Annotated in this window: 24 protein-coding genes, 2 tRNA genes and 1 pseudogene; 17 read left to right on the forward strand and 10 right to left on the reverse strand. The window is 46.0% G+C overall.

Going from position 1 to position 20,727, the window contains the following annotated elements; translation table 11 throughout:
• Positions 1 to 25: 25 nt before the first annotated feature.
• Entirely contained in the window at positions 26 to 211 is a 186-nt protein-coding gene (locus BLP55_RS09540) for a hypothetical protein (protein WP_091142689.1), read from the reverse strand.
• A gap of 59 nt (positions 212 to 270) precedes the next feature.
• Positions 271 to 546, reverse strand: coding sequence for an ArsR/SmtB family transcription factor (locus BLP55_RS09545; RefSeq protein WP_211516819.1), 276 nt, complete (start codon positions 544 to 546; stop codon positions 271 to 273).
• A gap of 335 nt (positions 547 to 881) precedes the next feature.
• Here BLP55_RS09545 and BLP55_RS09550 point away from each other — a divergent pair, with 335 nt between their 5' ends.
• The 11 genes from BLP55_RS09550 to BLP55_RS09600 all read left to right on the forward strand — a co-directional run bounded on the left by BLP55_RS09550 (position 882) and on the right by BLP55_RS09600 (position 11,255).
• Positions 882 to 1,151: a hypothetical protein gene (locus BLP55_RS09550; RefSeq protein ID WP_139149642.1), complete on the forward strand. Its 270-nt coding sequence runs from the start codon at positions 882 to 884 to the stop codon at positions 1,149 to 1,151.
• 149 nt (positions 1,152 to 1,300) lie between these two features.
• Positions 1,301 to 3,229: a tetratricopeptide repeat-containing sensor histidine kinase gene (locus tag BLP55_RS09555; RefSeq protein WP_139149643.1), complete on the forward strand. Its 1,929-nt coding sequence runs from the start codon at positions 1,301 to 1,303 to the stop codon at positions 3,227 to 3,229.
• Positions 3,230 to 3,261: 32 nt separating this feature from the next.
• Positions 3,262 to 3,924: a transcriptional regulator gene (locus BLP55_RS09560; protein ID WP_091142705.1), complete on the forward strand. Its 663-nt coding sequence runs from the start codon at positions 3,262 to 3,264 to the stop codon at positions 3,922 to 3,924.
• A 116-nt stretch (positions 3,925 to 4,040) separates the two neighbouring features.
• A complete protein-coding gene (locus BLP55_RS09565; protein ID WP_091142709.1) occupies positions 4,041 to 4,457 on the forward strand; it encodes a hypothetical protein in 417 nt (138 codons plus the stop codon).
• A gap of 278 nt (positions 4,458 to 4,735) precedes the next feature.
• Positions 4,736 to 4,948: a hypothetical protein gene (locus BLP55_RS09570; protein WP_091142712.1), complete on the forward strand. Its 213-nt coding sequence runs from the start codon at positions 4,736 to 4,738 to the stop codon at positions 4,946 to 4,948.
• A gap of 80 nt (positions 4,949 to 5,028) precedes the next feature.
• Positions 5,029 to 6,207 (forward strand): lysophospholipid acyltransferase family protein, encoded by a 1,179-nt coding sequence (locus BLP55_RS09575; RefSeq protein ID WP_091142716.1) that lies wholly within the window; start codon positions 5,029 to 5,031, stop codon positions 6,205 to 6,207.
• Complete coding sequence (locus BLP55_RS09580; RefSeq protein ID WP_091142720.1) at positions 6,207 to 7,550, forward strand: S41 family peptidase; 1,344 nt, start codon at positions 6,207 to 6,209, stop codon at positions 7,548 to 7,550. The genes BLP55_RS09575 and BLP55_RS09580 overlap by 1 nt, the downstream gene beginning before the upstream one ends.
• Positions 7,551 to 7,555: 5 nt before the next feature.
• The gene (locus tag BLP55_RS09585) at positions 7,556 to 9,067 is read left to right on the forward strand and encodes an AAA family ATPase (protein ID WP_091142724.1); all 1,512 of its coding nucleotides are present in this window, start codon (positions 7,556 to 7,558) and stop codon (positions 9,065 to 9,067) included.
• 214 nt (positions 9,068 to 9,281) lie between these two features.
• Positions 9,282 to 9,578 carry a hypothetical protein gene (locus tag BLP55_RS09590; RefSeq protein ID WP_091142729.1) on the forward strand — a complete coding sequence of 99 codons (297 nt, stop codon included), beginning with the start codon at positions 9,282 to 9,284 and terminating at the stop codon, positions 9,576 to 9,578.
• Positions 9,579 to 9,644: 66 nt separating this feature from the next.
• Complete coding sequence (locus BLP55_RS09595; protein ID WP_091142731.1) at positions 9,645 to 10,100, forward strand: hypothetical protein; 456 nt, start codon at positions 9,645 to 9,647, stop codon at positions 10,098 to 10,100.
• Between the two features lie 24 nt (positions 10,101 to 10,124).
• The gene (locus BLP55_RS09600; protein ID WP_091142735.1) at positions 10,125 to 11,255 is read left to right on the forward strand and encodes a hypothetical protein; all 1,131 of its coding nucleotides are present in this window, start codon (positions 10,125 to 10,127) and stop codon (positions 11,253 to 11,255) included.
• A 128-nt stretch (positions 11,256 to 11,383) separates the two neighbouring features.
• Here the strand turns inward: BLP55_RS09600 and BLP55_RS09605 are convergent.
• Positions 11,384 to 11,710, reverse strand: a pseudogene (locus tag BLP55_RS09605) (IS3 family transposase); the annotation flags it as partial.
• Between the two features lie 360 nt (positions 11,711 to 12,070).
• Here BLP55_RS09605 and BLP55_RS09610 point away from each other — a divergent pair.
• The 4 genes from BLP55_RS09610 to BLP55_RS09625 all read left to right on the forward strand — a co-directional run bounded on the left by BLP55_RS09610 (position 12,071) and on the right by BLP55_RS09625 (position 13,429).
• Positions 12,071 to 12,310: a DUF6364 family protein gene (locus tag BLP55_RS09610; RefSeq protein WP_091142744.1), complete on the forward strand. Its 240-nt coding sequence runs from the start codon at positions 12,071 to 12,073 to the stop codon at positions 12,308 to 12,310.
• Positions 12,310 to 12,732 carry a type II toxin-antitoxin system VapC family toxin gene (locus BLP55_RS09615; protein ID WP_091142748.1) on the forward strand — a complete coding sequence of 141 codons (423 nt, stop codon included), beginning with the start codon at positions 12,310 to 12,312 and terminating at the stop codon, positions 12,730 to 12,732. Before BLP55_RS09610 ends, BLP55_RS09615 begins: the two co-directional genes overlap by 1 nt.
• 164 nt (positions 12,733 to 12,896) lie before the next feature.
• A complete protein-coding gene (locus BLP55_RS09620) occupies positions 12,897 to 13,145 on the forward strand; it encodes a type II toxin-antitoxin system ParD family antitoxin (protein ID WP_091142752.1) in 249 nt (82 codons plus the stop codon).
• 8 nt (positions 13,146 to 13,153) lie between these two features.
• Positions 13,154 to 13,429 carry a type II toxin-antitoxin system RelE/ParE family toxin gene (locus BLP55_RS09625; RefSeq protein WP_244503450.1) on the forward strand — a complete coding sequence of 92 codons (276 nt, stop codon included), beginning with the start codon at positions 13,154 to 13,156 and terminating at the stop codon, positions 13,427 to 13,429.
• 39 nt (positions 13,430 to 13,468) lie between these two features.
• Here BLP55_RS09625 and BLP55_RS09630 read toward each other — a convergent pair whose 3' ends face one another.
• Positions 13,469 to 15,178 carry a T9SS type A sorting domain-containing protein gene (locus BLP55_RS09630; RefSeq protein WP_091142760.1) on the reverse strand — a complete coding sequence of 570 codons (1,710 nt, stop codon included), beginning with the start codon at positions 15,176 to 15,178 and terminating at the stop codon, positions 13,469 to 13,471.
• A 408-nt stretch (positions 15,179 to 15,586) separates the two neighbouring features.
• Here BLP55_RS09630 and BLP55_RS09635 point away from each other — a divergent pair, with 408 nt between their 5' ends.
• Positions 15,587 to 15,889 (forward strand): hypothetical protein, encoded by a 303-nt coding sequence (locus BLP55_RS09635; RefSeq protein ID WP_091142765.1) that lies wholly within the window; start codon positions 15,587 to 15,589, stop codon positions 15,887 to 15,889.
• A 398-nt stretch (positions 15,890 to 16,287) separates the two neighbouring features.
• Here the strand turns inward: BLP55_RS09635 and BLP55_RS09640 are convergent, their stop codons facing one another.
• The 5 genes from BLP55_RS09640 to BLP55_RS09660 form a co-directional block, all read right to left on the reverse strand.
• The gene (locus BLP55_RS09640) at positions 16,288 to 16,488 is read right to left on the reverse strand and encodes a hypothetical protein (RefSeq protein ID WP_091142768.1); all 201 of its coding nucleotides are present in this window, start codon (positions 16,486 to 16,488) and stop codon (positions 16,288 to 16,290) included.
• A 62-nt stretch (positions 16,489 to 16,550) separates the two neighbouring features.
• Positions 16,551 to 18,257: a T9SS type A sorting domain-containing protein gene (locus tag BLP55_RS09645; RefSeq protein ID WP_170826836.1), complete on the reverse strand. Its 1,707-nt coding sequence runs from the start codon at positions 18,255 to 18,257 to the stop codon at positions 16,551 to 16,553.
• A gap of 47 nt (positions 18,258 to 18,304) precedes the next feature.
• Positions 18,305 to 19,306, reverse strand: coding sequence for a T9SS type A sorting domain-containing protein (locus BLP55_RS16805; RefSeq protein ID WP_139149644.1), 1,002 nt, complete (start codon positions 19,304 to 19,306; stop codon positions 18,305 to 18,307).
• Positions 19,300 to 19,381 (reverse strand) — tRNA-Leu (locus BLP55_RS09655). Before BLP55_RS09655 ends, BLP55_RS16805 begins: the two co-directional genes overlap by 7 nt.
• 26 nt (positions 19,382 to 19,407) lie before the next feature.
• Positions 19,408 to 19,480, reverse strand: a tRNA-Lys gene (locus BLP55_RS09660).
• A gap of 127 nt (positions 19,481 to 19,607) precedes the next feature.
• Between BLP55_RS09660 and BLP55_RS09665 the strand changes: the two genes are divergently transcribed.
• Positions 19,608 to 20,126: a shikimate kinase gene (locus BLP55_RS09665; RefSeq protein WP_091142779.1), complete on the forward strand. Its 519-nt coding sequence runs from the start codon at positions 19,608 to 19,610 to the stop codon at positions 20,124 to 20,126.
• On the opposite strand, the gene BLP55_RS09670 is transcribed toward BLP55_RS09665, so the two are convergent.
• A complete protein-coding gene (locus tag BLP55_RS09670) occupies positions 20,118 to 20,615 on the reverse strand; it encodes a phosphoribosyltransferase family protein (protein WP_091142782.1) in 498 nt (165 codons plus the stop codon). The genes BLP55_RS09665 and BLP55_RS09670 overlap by 9 nt on opposite strands.
• Positions 20,616 to 20,727: the final 112 nt, after the last annotated feature.

A 20,727-nucleotide genomic window follows, 5' to 3' on the forward strand; every position in this document is an offset into this window, starting at 1 on the left:
TTTTGGGCTATGGGGCGGGGTGGGGTTATAGATAGAATATATCGTCAATGTTTTGGAGCAACGCCAACCCGGTACGCGTATCGGTAGGTTTCTGGGTTAGCGTCGCGTCTTGTGTCGCTTCGTCGGTTTGTTGTTGTTCGAGACATTTGCCTTGTGCGACACAACTGGTCCATCCGAGGAACACGGCTGTCATTTTGAGCATTTTTTTCATGGTCAGAGCGGTTTAAAATCGATACATCTAAAAATATCGATGTGTTTTTCTAAAATTTTTTACTGTTGAAACTTGTTCAAGAAATCAATATAGTTGCCAAACGATTCTTTGTTAAGGATGTACTTAACGTTGCGTCCTTCCTTGACAGCCACGAGCAAGTTGGCATCGACCAGTTGCTTGATGTGGTGCGAAACGGTCGACTGCGACAACCCGCACAAATCAAGGATTGATGTGCAGGGCACAAAATCGCCGTTCTTCTGGATCTTCTCGATGATTTTCAACCGGTACGGATCCCCCAGCGCTTTCGATACTTTTTCAAAGACTTTAGCGTCCAAAATCAATTTATTTATTCAAATGTATCGATGTGTTTTTAGGTAAAAAAATTTTTGTGATTTTTTTGTGATTGACATCGCAGATTTGTCTTGGCTACCTGTGTTTTTGACTTTATGGCGTACAAGTCTTAATGGATGCGCTGTGTTAATTTATTACACAGTAACATGAAATTTTAACATCATTTACACTTTTAAGGTAAAACTTACAATTTCTCTCGACGTAGTTTTGTGGTGTAATGTTACAATAGCAACCAACACCCTAATTTTTTAACAAACACAAAGACATTTTCCGGAACCGTCTTGAAAACCAATCTAAGTTTCACCAAAAAAATAATCCCATGAAATCAATTAGTATAGAATCTGCCCTTCAGTTTATGTTCAAATATGCTGTTCTGTCTGTCGCCATCGTGGCGTTGGCTTCTTTTTTCGGCTCGTGTAGCGCCGACGACATAGACGAAATCCAATCGACATCCGTGGTGGTCAAACACCAAGAACAAGACGACGCACTGGTGCGCAAAGACAGTCTGTTGCCCAATCCGCCCGACGCGACAACCAACGGAACGCCGATTGAGCCTCCAATCAAACCTCCTTACCCGCCAAAACCTTAGTAGATGTTTCACATTAATTTGTAGTTTTGAGAAATTTGTAACACTTGAACACAATACGAATATTATTACTCTCTAGTGTCTTTTTTTTGGGTTGTACCCAAGAAAAGGACACTGGTCGTTTGAAAGACCAAAGCGCGATCAAATCTTTGTTGAGTAAAGCTTCCGACGCGACGGAAACTCCTGGCACGCGGCTGCGTTATGCCAATCAGGCTTATCAATTGGTCGAAAAAAGCGATGCGGCCAAAAGCGAAGACATTTTTGAGCTGGCCCAGACTTTTTTTGAGTTGGGCGAGCCAAAGAAGTACTTCGATCTCTCAAAAATGCTTTACCGAAAGTCGATGGCAGCCCATGATCAAATTCGCATCGCTGAATCGTCATATTGCATCGGAAATTATTTTTACAATGAAGCCAATTATGACAGCGCGTATTATTATTACACAAAGTCAGAAAAGTTTTTATTGAATATCAAGGGTCGAAAGTCTACGGCAGCTTTCATCAAGAACATCAAGGCCGATATCCTGAGTTTCAAAAAAGACTATGTGCAGGCCGAGCGGCTTTCTATAGAAGCGCTCAAGGTGGCCAAGCAAGAAAAGTACGACCTGGTGACCTACAACTGTTACATCACCCTCGGGAATTCGTTGGCCGGTCTTGAAAACTACGACAAGGCCATTGAGTACTATCAAAAAGCGATCGGCGTTTCCGACAACCTGAAGAGCGATTCCCAATACCAGGCGCTTCGAGTGATGCCTTACAATTATATCGCAAGCGTGTACCGAAAAAAAAATGATCCGGCCAACACCATCAAAATAGCAAAGCAAGCACTGGCCTTCGACGATTTTAAGAAAAGCAACAGCGCCGTTTACTGTTACCTGGTCAACAATTTGGCGTACGGAAAATTTAAGTTGGGCGACCCGACGGCGCTCAAGCAGTTCACCGAAACCTTGCACATCGCCGACAGTCTCAAAAACAATCCGATACAAATCACGAGCAAAACGTATCTTGGCGAGTACCATCTGGCGCACGGCGATACGACCGCGGCCAACGGTTATTTGAAACAGGCGCAAACACAGGCGCACCGGTTCCATATTTTTGACGACGAACTCAAGATATTGCAGTTGCTTGCCGAGGCCAATCCGCAGGAGAAATCGTACTATTCCAACCGTTATATTGCGCTCAGCGACAGCCTTCAGGTGGTCGAACGTGCCACAAGGGACAAATTCGCGAGGATCGAGTTCGAGACCGACGAGATCGAGACCGAACGCAACAGCCTGTCCTTAAAAACAGAATACCTGTCGCTCCAGCGCTGGATCATTGCAGCGATAGCGGTGTTTTCGATCGTGATCATCGTGCTGTGGTATGTCAACCAGTCGAACAAGGCCAAAACGCGCGAACTGTTGTTAAAGCAGGAGCAGCAAAAGGCCAACGAAGACATTTTCCAGCTGATGCTCGACCAACACCAAAAGATCCAGGAGGGCAAGAATATCGAAAAGCAACGCATCTCGTTGGAACTCCACGACGGCGTGATGGGTAAGCTGGCGGCCGTTAGGTTGAATTTGTATGCGATGCTTTACAGGGCGAATTTGATCGAAGACGATGCGTTTTCGTCGCAAATAGAGGAAATCCAGTCGGTCGAGCAGGAGATCAGGAACATTGCGCACGATTTGAATGCAAACATACTGTCGGACAATTCCGACTTCATTGCGATCGTAAAAGAACTTTTCGCCAAGATCGAGAACCATTCACAAATCCATTTTTCGCTCGAGGTGAGCGATTCGGTCAACTGGGATTTGATCAACCACACCATCAAGATCAATTTGTACCGCGTCCTGCAGGAATCGTTGCACAACATCGAGAAGTACGCCGATGCCAAGCATGTGGCCGTTGCGATGAGCAAGACCGAATCGGGCGAGCTCGAAGTCACGATTTCGGACGACGGCAACGGGTTCAACACCAAACAGAAAAAAAACGGCATCGGCATTCAGAACATGAAAGTCAGGGCCGCGGAGCTGGGTGGGCGCTTCGAAATTTGGTCTGAAATTAAAAAAGGAACGAAAGTAAGTTTGATAATTCCAATTTAGTACGTATTTTCACCTTAAATAATTTTGCGCTTATGGTTGTGAAAATTTTGATGATCGATGACCATCCCGGGATGATCGAGGGCTACAAGGCGATGTTGGCGCTGAACAAACAGCAACATTCCATCGAAATCACCGAAGCGTACCATTGCGAACAGGCCTACCACCTGATCACCGACCCCAACCACGCCACTTTTTTTGACCTCGTTTTTTTGGACTACTCGATTCCGCCGTACCCCGAGCAAAAGATCTACAACGGCGAAGACCTTGGGGTACTGATCCGCAAACACATGCCCGAGACCAAGATCATCATGCTGACGGCCCATTTCGATACCATACGGCTGTACAATGTGGTCAAAAAAATCCAACCCAACGGATTGCTGGTCAAAAGCGACTACCGTCCGCCGCAACTCATCGAAGCGTTCGAGAAAGTGTTGGACGGCGAAATCTACTACACACCGTTGGTCACGCAAAAAATAAAACAACCATTGTTCGCACAAGGCCTGCTCGACAGCCTGGATCGTGAAATCATCGTGTTACTCGCCGAAGGTTTCCAGATCAAATCGATTGCGTCCAAGATGAACGTGTCCGAAGACACCATCAAGAAACGCAAGAGCAAGATCAAGGATTTGCTCAACATCGAGAAAGGCGGCGACGAGGACATCCTCAAGGAGTGTCGTTCGCTGGGACTGCTGTAACGCAGGTCGACCTTAACTTTTTTTACACTTTAAGTGCATGCGCGCCGACGCCGGCTGGTGTAGTTTTGGGTTTAAATCTGAAAGAGATTCAGGTTGATAACCCTTAACTATTTAATATGAAAAAGTTAGTTTTTGTCCTGGTGGCCACGTTATTTGCGGGTGCGGTGTCAAACGCACAAAGCGCACCCAAAAACTTCACCAAGATTGATCTTGGATTGGGTAAAGTATCAAGTTATGCAGGACCGTGCGTAGACGGATCGGGCTTTTGTGCGGGTTCGCTTGGCGGCGGCACAACGTTCGATGCGGGAATTTCGAAACTGAGCGACAACCAGGTGTCGTTGGCGTTCAGCAACAGTTTCTACCAAAAGAACATCGCCTACCTCAGGAACGGTCTTCAAGTAGATGCATTTTCATTGCCGCGGAATGTTTCGGACGGCCTTGGTATTGCAGGTGAATTCGTCGTGGCCAAAGGCACCTATGCCGTGACCGAAAAAGACGGTTATTACTTCGTGACGATTACCCGCCAACGATAGTCTTCAATCCCCCTTCATATCCGTGTGGTCCAAAAGCGATAGCCGGACGGCATGGCTCCAAAAACGACAATCCTTTGTCGTTTTTTTTTGTTTTATCCGGTCGGTTCTATGCTGGGAAGCCATTTGGTTTAACGTTTTTTACACTTTAAGTGTAAGTAGGATCGCTGTGCCGGGCGTAGTTTTGACATAACAAATTACTCGAGAATTATTTGTTAGTTCAAATTATAAAAACCCGATCTGAAATCATTTCAGGTCTTTAACCCTTAACACTTTTAATTATGGAAATCAATTTAACCACATCGCAGACGAAAAAAGAAATCACCAATGTGAGAAGTCAAATCACGAACGCGACAACTTTGAGAAAATTCGACGAGTTTGTTGCCCAGAACCCAAAGTTCGATTTCAACAACGACGCACACTTGCAAGCCTTGAAAAAAGAGGATTGCCACTGTACGGTTACCACTACGGTGCCACTCACCACAAAATTGTAGTTTGTGAGCCCTGTCTCTTGGTTGGGGCAGGGCTTTTTAATAGCGCTTAGCAAGAAAATGAACACTTAACGACTTTTGCCATGAACAACATCGATTTTTTAGACAACGTCGCACGCATCAAAGAAAATATCTACGGCACCAAATTAGACGATTTGGAAATTGATGGAAATGGCTTGCTATGGTCATTTTTGGTCGTTTCCTGCAATCTGTCGACTTTTTTGCCCGGACTGAATGCCGAGGATCACTACAACATGGTGCAAAACATGCAGTTTCACCGGTCGTTGTCGGGTGCCGACTTGTATTTTCCTTCACTTTTGAACAACACCAGGTTTTACGACAAGTCTGATGTGTTGGCCAAAAGCAAACAAACACCTCATATTTTTGTAAGCTATCATGCGGGTTCCTACTACATGATTTTGCGCCATTTGGCGATGAACGACAACAGGTTCTGTGTTGTGGCCGGGGACAATTACATCAGGGATTATGAATCGTTTGTCCAGGACGTTTATCGGGACGTGCCCAACAGCGATACCAGCGCGCTCCAAATAATGTCGGCCCACGACCCGAAATTATTGCTTAAATTGAGCAAAAAATTAAACGACGGCGTTTCTGTTTTCTTTTTCATCGACGGGAACTCAGGCACCAAGCAGAATAATTTTGCCAGTGACAAGAATTTGCTCAAGATCGATTTCTTGCACCACCACATCTATGCAAGGCAAGGTGTCGCATTGCTGGCTTATTTGACCAAGGCGCCCGTGGCTACCATCATTGCCAAACGAGACAAGAGGCTGAACAATTCGGTCATCATAAAGCCTGTGAACACAGACCGGCTCCTGGCCAAGAAAGACCGGAATCATTTCGTCAATTCGGTTACAAGAAAGCTTTATGGCGAGTTGGAGCGGTACCTTTATAAGAATTATGAACAATGGTCGGGTTGGTTTTACATCCATGAATTGTTTGACGGCGAAGCCGAAACCGGTCCGTCAACAGCATCGGCGCCCGAGACCGAATACAACAACACCCCTTTTGTGGTCAGCGATGCCATTCGCTTGATAAAACACAAGGACGAGAGTATCTTTATGGTCAATCGAAAGAGCTATGAAATAATGCAAATCGGATCTGTATTGTTCGATGTGTTGACTTTCTTTCGGACGCCGCAACAAGTCTCGACAGGGCAGCCGTTGGTTTTGAACGGCGATGTCATCGGTTTTGACTTCGTAAAAGAATTGATTGCATTGAATTTAATCAAACAAGCTTGATGAAAAATTGGATTGTCCTTTTATGCCTTGCCTCTACGGCCATCGCGCTGGGCCAGAAAAGCCAGAACCGTTTCAAGAGTGAGGTGGACCTTGGTCATGGTTCGGTATTCTCGACATTTTTCGAGTCGACCATCGCCGACGGTAAGTTTACGATTACCTCGCCCAAGAATGCCGATGTTCGTATCATGGGCGGTAAGGCGCGTTTGGGCCGTATCATCGGAAAATCGCCCAAGAAAGGTATAATCGTGTCGATTGAAGGCATGGTGCGCAATGACAGCCTTTTTGGACAAACCAAGATCCCGATGTTTGGAAAGCTTTTTTTTAAGGGAATCATCACCGATCAACAGCTGCAAGGTGTCTTGATCGACGAGGATGGTGAACCTGTCGGCAAAGTGACCGGAACGCAATCTACGGCCCACAAGATCGATTACGCGTCTTTGTGTCCCGAATTGCTGCAGACAATCAAAGACAACATTTACGCCGCGCGCGTACTCGAGACAAGCCAGTGGAAGGAATTCGAAACAAACCTGAAGCGCCATTGCGACGAATCCGTAGATGATATCGAATTGTTTTTTGGGTTCAACACGCTTGCGCAAAAGCTTCCGTTTACCCATTTGACGTTACAAATAGCCGAAATTGCTAAAGAAGAAGAACCAACCGACGCCAAAGGGTCGGTTGTCGTAGAAGAGAAAAACGCGACCACGGCCTATGTTCAGATCAAGAATTTCAGCACCTCGAAACAGCAGTTGGCCGAAGCCATGCCCAAAGTAGTCGCCAACCGAAATTACGATAACCTGATCATCGACTTGCGCAACAATGGCGGAGGCGGGATCAATGCCGCATTTGAACTGGCCAAATACATTGTAAGCGAAGATATCGAGGTTGGGTATTTTGTCTCCAATAAATTGCAGTATTCGGGCTTCGATCAGGCGCTTTTTAACACGCTACCGGCGGTTCAGCCAAAGAGTACTGCGGCTTTCGGAGACGACCTGCGCACCAAGCCTGGGCTGAGAATGATTTTCAGAAAGCCCGACAATCCGATTTTTAAAGGTCAAATTTATGTCCTCACCAACGGCAGGACAGCAAGCACCTGCGAGCCCATCGTGTATGCGCTCAAGAAAAATAAAAAGGCGACCATCATAGGAGAAACCACCTATGGCGGCATGTTGGCGGCCTCGCCATTTGCCGTCTCTGGCAAGTATGTCGTCATGGTACCCATCGGCGATTTTTATACAGCCGACGGTGTACGCCTGGACAAGGTAGGCGTAACGCCCGATATAGCAACAAAATCCGACGACGCATTGGCCAAGGCGCTCGAATTAATCAACAACCACAAAAAGTAACCGTCATGGATCTATTAAAAGGAGGCGCGCTCATTGCGGTCGTGGCCGGATTTTGGGGCAACATCAAGTCGTCGCTTTGGTTCGTCGCGTCGGTGTTTGTCCAGAAATACGAGATCAAGACCGAAGACCTGCACAACGAAGTGATCGGGTATCTGGTCGAAAACAACAAAAAGTTCAACAACTACAACCAGGTGTTCGGGTCGCAGTACGAGTCGTTCCGCACCGGAAAGTACGGCCTGGTGGCGTTCGAGAAATACGGCGAGAGCATGATGGTGTTTTTGTCGCAAAGAAAGTTTTTGTTCAAACTCGTCCGCATCCCGTTTGTGTTCAGCAAGAATGCGTTGGAGACGGCAGGTACCGAAGCCGCGGCGCCGAAAGATAACAGCAAAAGTTTTTCGTACATCATCTCGATCAGGGGAACGGTCAACGTGCCCGAAATCATCGAAAGGGCGGTCACCGTGCGCAACAACCTGGGTTGGCAGCTCGAGGACGACATCGAAAACGCCAACCGCTTCAACATCTATTATTTTCCAGAGCGCAAGCAGCAGGAGCAGGAAAAAAAGCAACGCTACGGATTCGGGTATTCGTGGTACATGCTGCGCAACCTGAACCTGATTGGCGTCGAGCAAAACGACCTTGGGCTCGAGATGAAAAGCAAGGGGAACGCGCTCAAGAACCTGTATTTCCCGAAGGAAGTCGAAGATTTGATCGATATCGTCGGGCTTTGGGTCAAAAGCAAGGACTGGTACAAGGAAAAGAAAATCCCGTGGAAGAAAGGCTGGCTGCTCTATGGCGTACCCGGCACCGGAAAAACGGCGCTCGCACGTGCTTTTGCCGAAGACCTCGATTTGCCGATCTATGTGTTCTCGATGGGGCAAATGTCGAACAACGACTTTTTGAAGGCCTGGCAAAGCATGCAGCTCAACGTACCGTGTATTGCGCTTTTGGAGGACATCGACAACGTGTTCCACAAAAGACAAAACATCTCGCAACTGTCGGGCATGTTGAATGGCGCGATGTTCATGCCCAACGGGGCTACGGGCGAGAGCGGCGAGCTCAAAAGCCCGCTTACGTTCGATACGCTGCTCAACTGTCTGGACGGCGTCGACAAAACCGATGGCGTGTTCACCATCATATCGACCAACGACATCACCAAGATCGACGAGGCGCTGGGCGTGCCCGAGGCGTTCAACCACGACGCACACAATTTTATCTCGTCGCGTCCGGGGCGTATCGACCGCGTGATCAAGCTCGATTACATCGACCGCGACAACAAACGGAAGATGGCGCAAAAAATACTCGCGGAATTCCCGCACAAACTCGCAGAAGTCCAACAATACATCCTACAGGACGTGCAGGAAACCCCTGCGCAGTTCCAGGAGTATTGTTCGCAGATTGCGCTCGAGGCCTACTGGAAAGAAAAAACCAAACCCGAAGACACCGAAGGCGAAGTTTCTATTTTGGCGCGCAATGGCCATGCCGCAAACACCAACCCGCCTTTGTTGAAAACCGTGTAAAATGCCACCGGTATTCCATGCTGGAATTCCAGGAAACGACAGTGCCCGCTGTCGTTTTTTTGTTTCGGATTACCAGGTCGTTAACGTTTTTTACACTAAAAGTGTAAACCGAAACCTTGGTGTGAGGGTAACTTTACGCATCAGGACCGTGAGGTATCCGCAACAGCGTCAACGCCAAAACAACACCCAATAGAAGCCCTAAAAATCAATTGCCGTGAAAAATTTCAAAGCCATCAAAACCTCGTCCACCTCGGTGATCCTGGAGTTGGATACTTGCAAGCTTTCGGTCGAAGAGCAGATTAAGTTTTTCGGAAGAGAATATGCCAAGGTAACGCCCGACGAAAAGTTGACGTTCATCCAGCAGCACGATTATGAATTCAGTTTCAATATGCTGCTCCATCTCGACCTCGATTTGCGGTACAAGTACCTCAAGAAAGGCGAGTATCCTTTGCAGATCGCGGACGACAAAGTCCAGGTGCTGCTGACGCTTTCACAAACCAAGACGCCGTAAAGCCGATTGGTCTGGCCCCTTTAAAAAACCTACGCCGTGTTCTTGTAATCCATAAACACCCATATCATGAAAAGATTGAAATTTTTGTTCGGCGTATCGGCCATCGCAACGGCTTTTGGTGCATCGGCGCAGGTGACAGCCAAACAATCGTCGGCCTCGTTCGGCAGGTTCGGCAACGATTGCAGCAGCGGCAGGGGCGTGTGTGCGTTCAATGCGCAGCAAACGGCGGCCACCGCGACCACGTCGAAAAGCGCCGAGAAAACGTCGGCCAACACGTTTGTGTTCAGGGCCAAGCGCAGCGATTTGAGCACACAGGACGAGATACGTATCGTAGGCAAGGCAATCGCAGAACTCACGGCCAACGAACGGCCGATGTTCCAGCAGGTCGACGCCATTACGCTCGATGCGGCCACGGTGTCGAACCTGGGTTTTGCATCGGCCTACAACAAGATTCCGGCGGGAAGTTACCCGATGAACATTTACAGCGACCATGTAGAGGTGACCTTTACCGTGGCACCATAAGCAGGCGCACAATTTTGACCGATCATGAAAAAGTATGTCCTTATCGTTTTGCTGTTTTTGCCTGGCTTTCGCGTGTTGGCGTCGCCCGACAACAGCAACCCCAATGAGGTGATCGCGCAGCTGATTGCCGAGACCCGCTTGATCAACGAGCGGTACGGTTTGTTGCTCGAGGTCAAGCTCGATGAACTCGCGGCCATCAATCAAATCCTGGCCGTGGCCGTCACCACCGAACAAAAGGTCGATGCGCTAATCGTCAAGGACCGCATCATGGACGACATCAGAAAACTGCAGAACGAGAACAATGCCGACATCTCGAAAGTGCGCTACCTCAAGGGGTTGCAGGTGATGCGTATCCTGTATGAAAAAGTGCTCAGCCTCGACCATCATTTTGCGTCGGTGCGTACGCTCAACGAGATGAACAAGATGTCGAATCCGAACCAATACCCCGAATACGACAAACTCAAGGAAATCCTCAAATCGAAGCGCGACAAGAAGTTTGCCGTCGACCTCACGTCGATGCTGGGCACTAACACGCTGGTATCGCTGGTGCAGACTTTTACGAACATGATCGGCTCGACGCTCACCAAGGAAGAAAAGGAAACCGAGATCAAGAATGTAGAATGTATACTCGATTTTACGCTGCGCATGCAAAACGACCTCAATACGATTTATTTCGAGACGGCCTACCTGCAATCGAACAGCGAAAAGGTCAAGGCCGATATCGAGAACCTGTTCAAGGACTACACCAAGCCCATCGGTTATGCGCAAACGCTCGACGCGTGCCGTAAAGGCGACGATTGGGAAGCCATCGGGATCAAAATGGACGAGTACCTGCTCAAAGTCAAGAATTCGGCGGGCACGACGCAATACAAGATGCAGGTGAACATGGAGTTTCCGATAGACCGGTTGCTGCAATTCATCACGCAATACAACAACTTTATCGACCAGGCGGGCGAATTTTACCAGAAATTCAAGATCATCCTGGGCAGTTACGAAAACGAAAAGCAGTGCGAGACCAAGCTGCCGCTCGAGTACAAAAAACTAAAGGCCGACATCGACATCGCGATCGAGAAATTCAACGTGGCCTACAAACCCGTCGAGGTCAACGGCACCAAGATGAAGGAGATCCTGTACGGGCTCAATGAGTTTGAATAAATTGGGTTAATGCAAGCAAGCCTAAAGCCACGGAACGGAAGTTTGTGGTTTTGGGCTTGTTTGGTTTGTGGTGACCGCTGGTTCTATTTGTGGCAAATTTTTAGACTGCACCCAAAAGTTTAGACAAGTTAATAATTACATTGATAATGATGAACCCGATATTGTGTCGGGCTCATTCCATTTAAATTCAGTTTAATCCTGTCATTGTTATAATAATTGATGTACTCTTTTATCTCATGCCTTAAATGGTCTATTGACCTGAACTTATTGATGTAATAGAGTTCACATTTAAGTATCCCGAAGAAGTTTTCGATTACGGCATTATCCAGGCAGTTTCCTTTTCGGGACATGCTTTGTGTGATGCCATTTTGCTTCAGCAGTCTTTGGTACTGTTTCATCTGGTACTGCCAGCCCTGATCCGAGTGCAGGATTGGTTTGCTGTCGGTAGGGAATTTTTTGGAGAAAAATGTACAGGTTTTCAACAAAAAAGGTATCGAAGAATTTTGTAGTTTTCAACCGATAGGGCAGGGGGAATAGGGTTTACCCCTAAGCAATGAAATTGACAAAACGGGGCAGAAAAGCTGTAGTTTTTGTTAAAGTTTTGGGGGTGTGATTTGCTGTTCGTTGGGAGTTCTTGGGCATTTTTGTGGGGGCGATGCTTCGAATTTTGGTGTGGGCAGGAGCTGTCCCCGTTAATCATGACATTCAAATTCGTTGTACGGGAATTCTAAAGTTACTGGAAATCGCAGAAGAAATTATCGTACGTCAAACAACTCACGTGATAATTTATTACTTTTACACGTAAATTAATTGTTATGAACACGAAACTCACATTAAATCTCGATAAGGAAGTTATTGATGAAGCAAAAACATATGCTAAAAGTCATCGAGTAAGCCTTTCTAAGCTAATAGAAAATTATCTTAATTCGCTGACACGAGAAGCAAAAAAGAAGTCATCGGTAAGTTCTTTGGTTGAGAGTTTAACCGGAATAATTCCAAGTGATTATGACGATAAGAGAGACTACAGGGATTATATCGATAAAAAATACTCGTAATGGAAAATGTTTTTGTCGATACAAATATCATTATTGATCTCTTAGCCAAGCGCGAGCCATTTTACAAAGAGGCGCAAGATTTATTTACGCTGAGTGATAAAAAAGAAATTCAACTTTGCATTTCATCATTGTCGTTTGCAAACGCCTACTACTCTATTGTAAAGCATCATAAGGAAGTAGAGGCTAGAAAATATTTGGCGAAATTCAAAGTTCTAGTTACTGTTTTCCCACTTGAAGATAAGGCTATTGAATTAGCTTTGGCGTCAGAATTCAATGATTTTGAAGATGGTTTACAATATTTTGTTGCCATGGACAATGATGCAGACGTTATTATCACAAGGAATAAAAAGGATTTCAAGAGTTCAAAAATTCCAGTTTTAACTGCTGGAGAATATTTGAAAAAATCGAGCGACTTCCAGTAACGTTAGGCCGCTAAGCGAAGCGGCGGAAATATTAGCAGAGAGTACTTTGTTCCTATTTCCGCTCCTTCGCAAATAGGCGAAACGTTGGCTGCAACCACTGAAACTTCGTCGTAAATCCTGAACGTATACCATGAATTGGTATATTTGAATCAAACTTTTAGATCATGGCAAAAAACACGTCAATTTTACTCGGAGATTATTTTGACAATTTTATCAATAGTCAAGTTAAAACTGGAAAATATTCGTCGGCAAGTGAAGTTGTTCGCGCTGCTTTGAGAATGTTCGAAAAGGAAGAAACGAAAAAATCTGAATTGATCAAAGAACTCATAAAAGGCGAAAAATCAGGTTTCGTGGAAAATTTCAGTCGCGAAAAGTTCTTGAATGAAATGCACAAAAAGTATTTGAATAAATGATTTATATCTTGACCAAAGAAACTGAAAGTGATTTGGAGAAGATTTGGCTTTATACTTTTGAAAATTGGTCAATTGAACAAGCAGACAGATACTTAAATTTGTTACTGGACGAATTTGATTATTTGTGTTTAAGACCAAATTCAGGAATTGACCTCGGAAAAATCAGGAAAAATTATTGGCGTACAAAAGTCAATTCGCATTTTGTCTTTTACAAAATAAAGAAAACCCAAATAGAAATAATAAGAGTGCTGCGCGAAATGATGGATGTTGAAAGTCATCTTTGAAAGTGGCAACAGCGCACCCAATTGCCGCCCCACTCTTTTTTATTGCTTGACGAATTTAAAAGTTTCGACCTGATCCCCCATCGTAATCTTCAAAATATATACCCCACCCGCCAACGGTGCGATATCGATCTGGCCGTTTTTGCCGACGGTGCCGCTCGATTGGATTTGCCCCAACAGCGAATAAACCGCATAAGTCGCATTTTCACTGGCTGTAACGTTCAAGATTCCCGAAGCGGGATTCGGGTACACCGAACCATGCGTCTTATCGTATTGCTCGACGGCCAGCTCGCAATTGCTTGAGCCGAACTTGGCGATAAAGAAATCGGTTTGGGGGCCATCATTGATCATGGGCGTGGCGCTGTTGACGTACAGGAAATGCTCGAAGCTGCCGCCCACGTAAAAGTTCCCGTGGAGGTCTTTGGTGACGGCGGTGCCGAAATCGGCGTAGCCGTCGTCGTCGGCCAGCGTTTCCAATGCGATTATTTCACCTGTGGCTGGATTGAAACGCGTCATGAAAACATCATAGCCTGTGTTGTCAGGGACAGATAAGCTGTGGCCGCCCCAATTGAAATTTCCGGCGAAGCCGCCCGTTGCTGCACCTTCGGAAATGGCTGCCGCATAGGTTCCCGCGGTGGTGGATGAATTGGAGCCCCAAATGACATCGCCGTTTGCATTTGTTTTGATCACGAATGGAAAATTACTGTTGTTTGTTGAATTGAAAGTATAGGTGCCAAAAGCCATACCGTTACCAGTTCCCCCACTTAAATAGATGTCGCCCGCTTCATTGATATGGATATCGGTAAAGCCTGTGCCGCGGTTCATATTTTGTGAGCTTTCTTTTTTCCAGAGGAAATTGCCATTGCTGTCGTAGGCAACGAGATACATATCGTTGTTTACAGGTTCGCCGTTAAAATTCATGCCCCAGCCAGCTTGGGTAATGATATACCCGGCGAAATATATGGTACCTTGATCGTGGTTTACCGCCATTTTCGTTACGGTTTCGGACGGACCACTCGGGGCCAAGCTGATTTGAACGCCGTCCTCAAAATTTCCTTGTCCATTGTATTTTAGAACGTGGTAAGACGATGCTGATCCCGAGACTAAATAAGCGCCATCCGCATAACTTCCGGGGTATAATCTAGTGAACCAATAGCTGTTTCCATCTTGATCCGTACTCAAGCCAAGTGACTGACATTGTAAGTTTCCTGCTAACGAAATATCCTCAGGCTGCGGCATTCTTATCCATTGCATCTGCCCATTGGTGTCATATTTAATTATATACAATCCGCGTTTAAAAGTATTCACGTTGGAAGCAGACTGCTCTAAAACCAAATCTTCATCGAAATGGACGGGCGGTGAACCTGTTGAGGTTACAATTACTCGCCCTGAAACGAAGACGTTGCCTTCAGAATCAATCTGTAACCCATTAAATGAGTCATTATATTGCCCACCAATGATTTTGGACCAACGATAGGTCCCGTCACACGCAAAGCTTACTAACGCATGGTCAATTGTGCCTCCATTTCCATAACCAATTTTTGGGTGCCCGTCAACATCAAGATTGGCCGTAGAGACAGGACAAATAGCGTATACATTTCCTTGCGAGTCAACTTTTATTGTTCGGACTGTTTCAATCCAATTCAAATCGCTGATGGCTTGATCCCCGCCCCCGCGTTTGCCCCACTGCCAGGATTGGGCGTTACATAACATCGAAACCAAAAAAACGAGCAGGAGTAATGGCTTTTTCATGGGCTGTACAAATGGGATTACGGATGTAATTTACTAAAAAACAATCGGGTATCGAAAAACCCTATGCTGATGTAAAAGTTTGAAAAGCCGGTGCGTCAAAAATGTACCGCTTTTAAATGGTTGACGAAGGTATATATGGAAACCTACGTGGCATTTAGCCCCGCCTGTATGGACCGAAAATACTGCTGTAGTTTTGAAATTCCGCTTTTCGCTGCATTCTGTGGCAAATTTTCTGTGGCAATTTTTTTTGCCACAGATTTTTTACAACAGGTTTTTGCCGTTAGGTTTGTTTGCCGTCGGTAGGGAATTTTTTTGAGAAAAATGTATAGATTTTCTACAAAAAAGGTATCAAAGAATTTCGTAATTTCCAACCAATAGGGCAGGGGGAATAGGGTTTACCCCTAAGCAATGGAATTGACAAAACGATATAGAAAATCTGTAGTTTTTGTTAAAGTTGGGGGGTGTGATTTGCTGCGTAGATACAAAGCTAGCGCTTTGAAGATGAAAACGGCCCAAAATGGTTGGAGGTTGAAGAAAAGGGTAGGGATTGGTGCGAATGGGATTACCTTCGTTGATCCCACAGACCTCTGGTATGAAAATAAGCAGGCTTTAAATAAGAAAAGCGAGCTTCATGATTTAACTGGAGATAAGACGAATGGGATTTGCTGCGCACATCCCAAAGCTAACGCTTTGAAAATGAAAACGGCCTAAAATCATTAAAGCGAGCTTTATGATTTAATTGGAGATAAGACGAATGGGATTTGCTGCGCACATCCCACAGACCTCCGGTCTGAAAATAAAAACAGCCTAAAAATATTAAAGCGAGCTTTACATTTTTAGGCTTATTTTTATTTATTCGTGACGATGATGGGATTCGAACTATAATTGCCATCCCTTATCTATCAAGCTTTTGCAGAATCGCTAATTCCAAGTACCCCGAATTGTACCCCTATCAGATAAATTCGGCTTTGCCTTTTGATATTCAAATATACAAAATCTGGATGGAAGATCGATACTTTAGGCAGAAACTATGCTTTTATTTGTACTTGCTAATGGACTGGTTTTGCATGTCTTCGAGTAGGCTACAGACGCGAATCTGTTGACCGACCCTACAACATACTGCGCAACACTTCGTCTATGGGGAGGCCGGTGTATTTGCAAAATTCTTCGATTGACACGTACTGATGGTTCTCTTTCTTCAGGTGTGTCTTGATCTTGATCAAATACCGCCGTGCCTGGGTATATTCCTTGCCCATGATGCGTTGAACGTCTTTCGGGTACATGCATACTCTTGTAATGCCGTGTCCCATAGAATTGTTGGTACATTAACCATGGCTTTGCCGTACCGATGCCATATATAACTTGTACTGTTTTACTGTTTTATAAATTTAAAAGTTTCAACCTGATCCCCCATCGTAATCTTCAAAATATATACCCCACCCGCCAACGGTGCGATATCGATTTGGCCGTTTTTGCCGACGGTGCCGCTCGATTGGATTTGCCCCAACAGCGAATAAACCACATAAGCCGCATTTTCGCGGTCTGTAACATTCAGGATTCCCGATGCGGGGTTGGGGTAGACCGAACCATGCGCCTTCTCGTATTGCTCGACGGCCAGCTCGCAATTGCTTGAGCCGAACTTGGCGATAAAGAAATCGGTTTGCGGCCCATCGTTGATCATGGGCGTTGGGCTGTTGACGTACAGGAAATGCTCGAAGCTGCCGCCCACGTAAAAATTGCCGTGGAGGTCTTTGGTGACGGCGGTGCCGAAATCGGAATAGCCATCGTCGTCAAGTAATGTGTCTATGGCTGTTACTTCGCCTGTTGCGGGGTTAAACCTTGTCATGAATACATCGTATCCCGTGTTTGGTTCAGAGGCAACCGTAATGCCGTTCCAGGTCATTGAACCGAACCCACCTACTACGGCGCCTTCGGTAACGCCCGCCGCATAGCTCGTGGCTAATGTTGAGGCATTTGTTCCCCATATTAAGCCTCCATTTGCGTTGGTTTTAATCACAAATGGGAAATTGTGAGGTTGGCCGGAGGCAAAGGTATAGGTGTCAAAGGCCATACCGTTACCAGTTCCCCCGCTTAAATAGATGTCACCTGCTGCATTGATATGGATATCGGTAAAGCCTGTGCCACGGTTCAGATTTTGTGAGCTTTCTTTTTTCCATAAGAAGTTGCCATTGCTGTCATAAGCAACGAGGTACATGTCGTTGGTCACGGGCTCTCCGTTGAAACTTATCGCGCCACCCGATAGTGAATAAATGTAACCCGCAAAATATACTGTACCTGTGCTGTGGTTCACCTCCATTTTGACAGCAGTTTCCGACTGTGCATTTGGTGCTATACTGATCTGAATCCCGCCCTCAAAATTTCCTTCTCCATCATACTTCAAGATATGGTAGGACGATGTAGTTCCCGTTACAGCATAAGCGCCGTTTGCGTACAGTCCCGGCTGCAGTTTTGTAAACCAATAGCTATTGCCTTGATTGTCGGTGCTTAATCCCAACGATTGGCATTGCCCGTTTCCGGCCAGCGAAATGTCTTCTGGTTGGGGCATCTTCATCCACTGCATTTGTCCATTGGTGTCATATTTAATCAAGAACATTCCGCGTTTAAAGGTGTTTACGTTAGAAGGGGATTGTTCCAAAACCAAATCGTCGTCGAAATGTACTAATGATGATCCGGACGGGGTTGCAATGACCCTTCCTGAAACGAAAATATTATCTTGACTATCAATCTGCACTCCATCGATATAGTCATCATATTGACCACCGATCACTTTCGACCATCGGTAAGTACCGTCGCAACCAAAGCTCACTAGCGCAAAATCATAAGTATTTCCGTTACTGTATCCTGTTTTCGGATTTCCGTCGATATTTAAATTAGGGGTCGAAACTGGACAAATGGCATAAACATTCCCTTGCGAGTCGGTCTTGATCGAACGCACCCGCTCGGTCCAATTCAGGTCGCCTATGGCTTGATCCCCGCCCCCGCGTTTGCCCCACTGCCATGATTGGGCACCCAAATGGCAGGAAAGTATTGAAAAGAGTAATAGATAGATTGTTTTCATGTTTTTTATTATAAAAATACACATTTATTGTTTCAGTACGATGGTTGCTACTTCACGATTAGTTTTTGTTGTTGCAGCGTTTCTCCGTTTTCTTTCAGTAATACGACGTAGTATCCTGCAGGGAATCCGTTAATATCCAGCGGAACATTTCCGTTCGCATCGCGCACCTTTATTTGGAAAACTGGCCGTCCGACCAAATCGTATACCTCGATTTCACGGTTTGCAGCATTATTTTCGGTTTTGTATACGTATCGTATTTCGGTGCTTTGCGAAGCGGGATTGGGTACCACATTCAAGATGCCTTTTGTGTCGTTGGTTTGCATGGCGCTTGGGCTTTGCCCATATACTTTATTCGGATCCTTTTCGCACTCCAATGCAGGGAATTCCATTTGGATTTTTTGGGTACATAGGTTTTTGTGATCGGCGGTCTCTCCGTTAAAGGTGATGCCTAGGGTACCGCCAGCGAAAGGCCCGATGGGGTACAAAACGAACGTGAATTGTATAGGAGATCCAGGCACGGCGGTTGCAGGGATCAAGATTGTGGACGGAGACAACACACCCAGCCCTGCATTGTTCGTGATGGTAATATACAGATCTGCACCCGATGTGTTTTCGAAATTGAGCTTGAACTCGTAGTGACAAATGCCATTTTCATCAAGCACCGGCCTGATGCACTGAAAATACTGGTGTGTTTTGAAGTTGCACTTTTCACCGCATTTGTTGTGAAAAATCCGTTGTGAATATTTCACAACAGATTTTTCACAACGGATTTTTGTCGTCGGGTTTTGTTTGTCATCGGGAATGATTTTTTTTGGAAAAAATGTACAGGTTTTTACTTTGTACAGTTCGCCCTTCGGGCTACTGTCTGCAAAAGAGTATTGGATAATCTTATAATTTCTTGCTGAGTAGGAAAGGCAACGGTAAGTAATGGGAGTAGGTTTACTGAAAAGAAGCGCTGGGCGTAATTTAAAGACAATCCGACGGCGCTGCAAAAAAACAAACCCCGCGAACTGGCGTTGCGGGGTTTTGCGGATTTTTGTTGTGACCACGATCAGATTCGAACTGACACGTCTTGCGACACCACCCCCTCAAGATGGCGAGTCTACCAATTTCTCCACGTGGCCTTAAAAAATGGGCTAAATGCCCATTGTGACCCGACTGGGGCTCGAACCCAGGACCCCAACATTAAAAGTGTTGTGCTCTACCAACTGAGCTATCGAGTCAAAGCGCAAACCTCTAATGCGGGTGCAAATATAAGAGGTTATTATTTATTTTTCAAACCTAATTTGGTTTAAATTTGCCTTTTTTTGCGAATCGCCGTTAAGGCCTTAGTTTATAAGGATTTATTGCATGGATAAAATCATTTTGCTCGGATACATGGGTTCAGGAAAGACACAAACGGCGCAGGCCTTGTCGCGTGCGATTGGTTGGCCCGTCCTCGATTTGGACGACGTGATCCAACGGCATACCCAAATGACCATCGCGCAAATCTTCGAAACCCAAGGCGAGATCAAGTTCAGGAAACTGGAACACGACTTGCTTGCGGGCCTGATGCAAGACCAGGAAAAAGCCATCATCAGCCTGGGCGGCGGCACGCCCTGTTATGCGAACAACCACGTGTGGCTCACCAAGCCGGGCGTAGTATCGGTATACCTCAAGACGTCGATCGATACACTTTTTAACCGGTTGTGGCCCGAGCGGCACCACAGGCCGTTGATCGCCCAACTGGACGAAGCCGAAATGAAGGAGTTCATCGCCAAAAGCCTATTCGAGCGCAGTTTTTACTACAACCACGCCACGCACAAAATCGACACCGACGGTTTGTCGGTCGACCAAGTCGTCTCGAAAATCAAGGAAATTTTAGTTTAAGTAAGCGGCATCGCCCTTTTTGTCGAACACCACCTGTACGTGTTCCTGCAACGACGTGCTCAATGAAATGCCTTTAAAGTCGGCCTTGACGGGGTATTTTTTGTGGTTGCGGTCTACCAGTACGGCCGTCTTGAATTTGGTGAGCGGCACGTTCAGAAAGTGGCGTACGCCATAGATCAAGGTGGTGCCCGAATTGAGCACGTCGTCTACCAAAACCAAGCCCTTGTTGGTGTAATCGTCGGGCTTGAGCGACGTAGTGATGGGGTCGTGTGGCTGCTGTTTGTTGATCGTGACTTCGCACAACTCGACTTTCAAATCCGAAATCTGCCCGAGCGTTTTTGCGATCTTCTGCGCCAATACATAGCCGTTGCCCGCGATGCCCGCAATGACGACGGTTTTTTCGTCTACAAACGTTTCATAAATCTGGTAGGCGATGCGTTTGATTTTGTGCTGGATCTCGTCGTGGTTCAGGATGGTGTTGGCGTTCATCGGGAAAGGGTTGGGATTTTGAATTTTGAATTTTGAATTTTGAATTTGGGATTTGGAATTTGGAATTTGGGATTTGGAATTTGGGATTTGGAATTTGGAATTTGGAATTTGG

Origin of the sequence: Flavobacterium caeni (assembly GCF_900101895.1) — a bacterium.
Taxonomy (GTDB): Bacteria; Bacteroidota; Bacteroidia; order Flavobacteriales; family Flavobacteriaceae; genus Flavobacterium; species Flavobacterium caeni.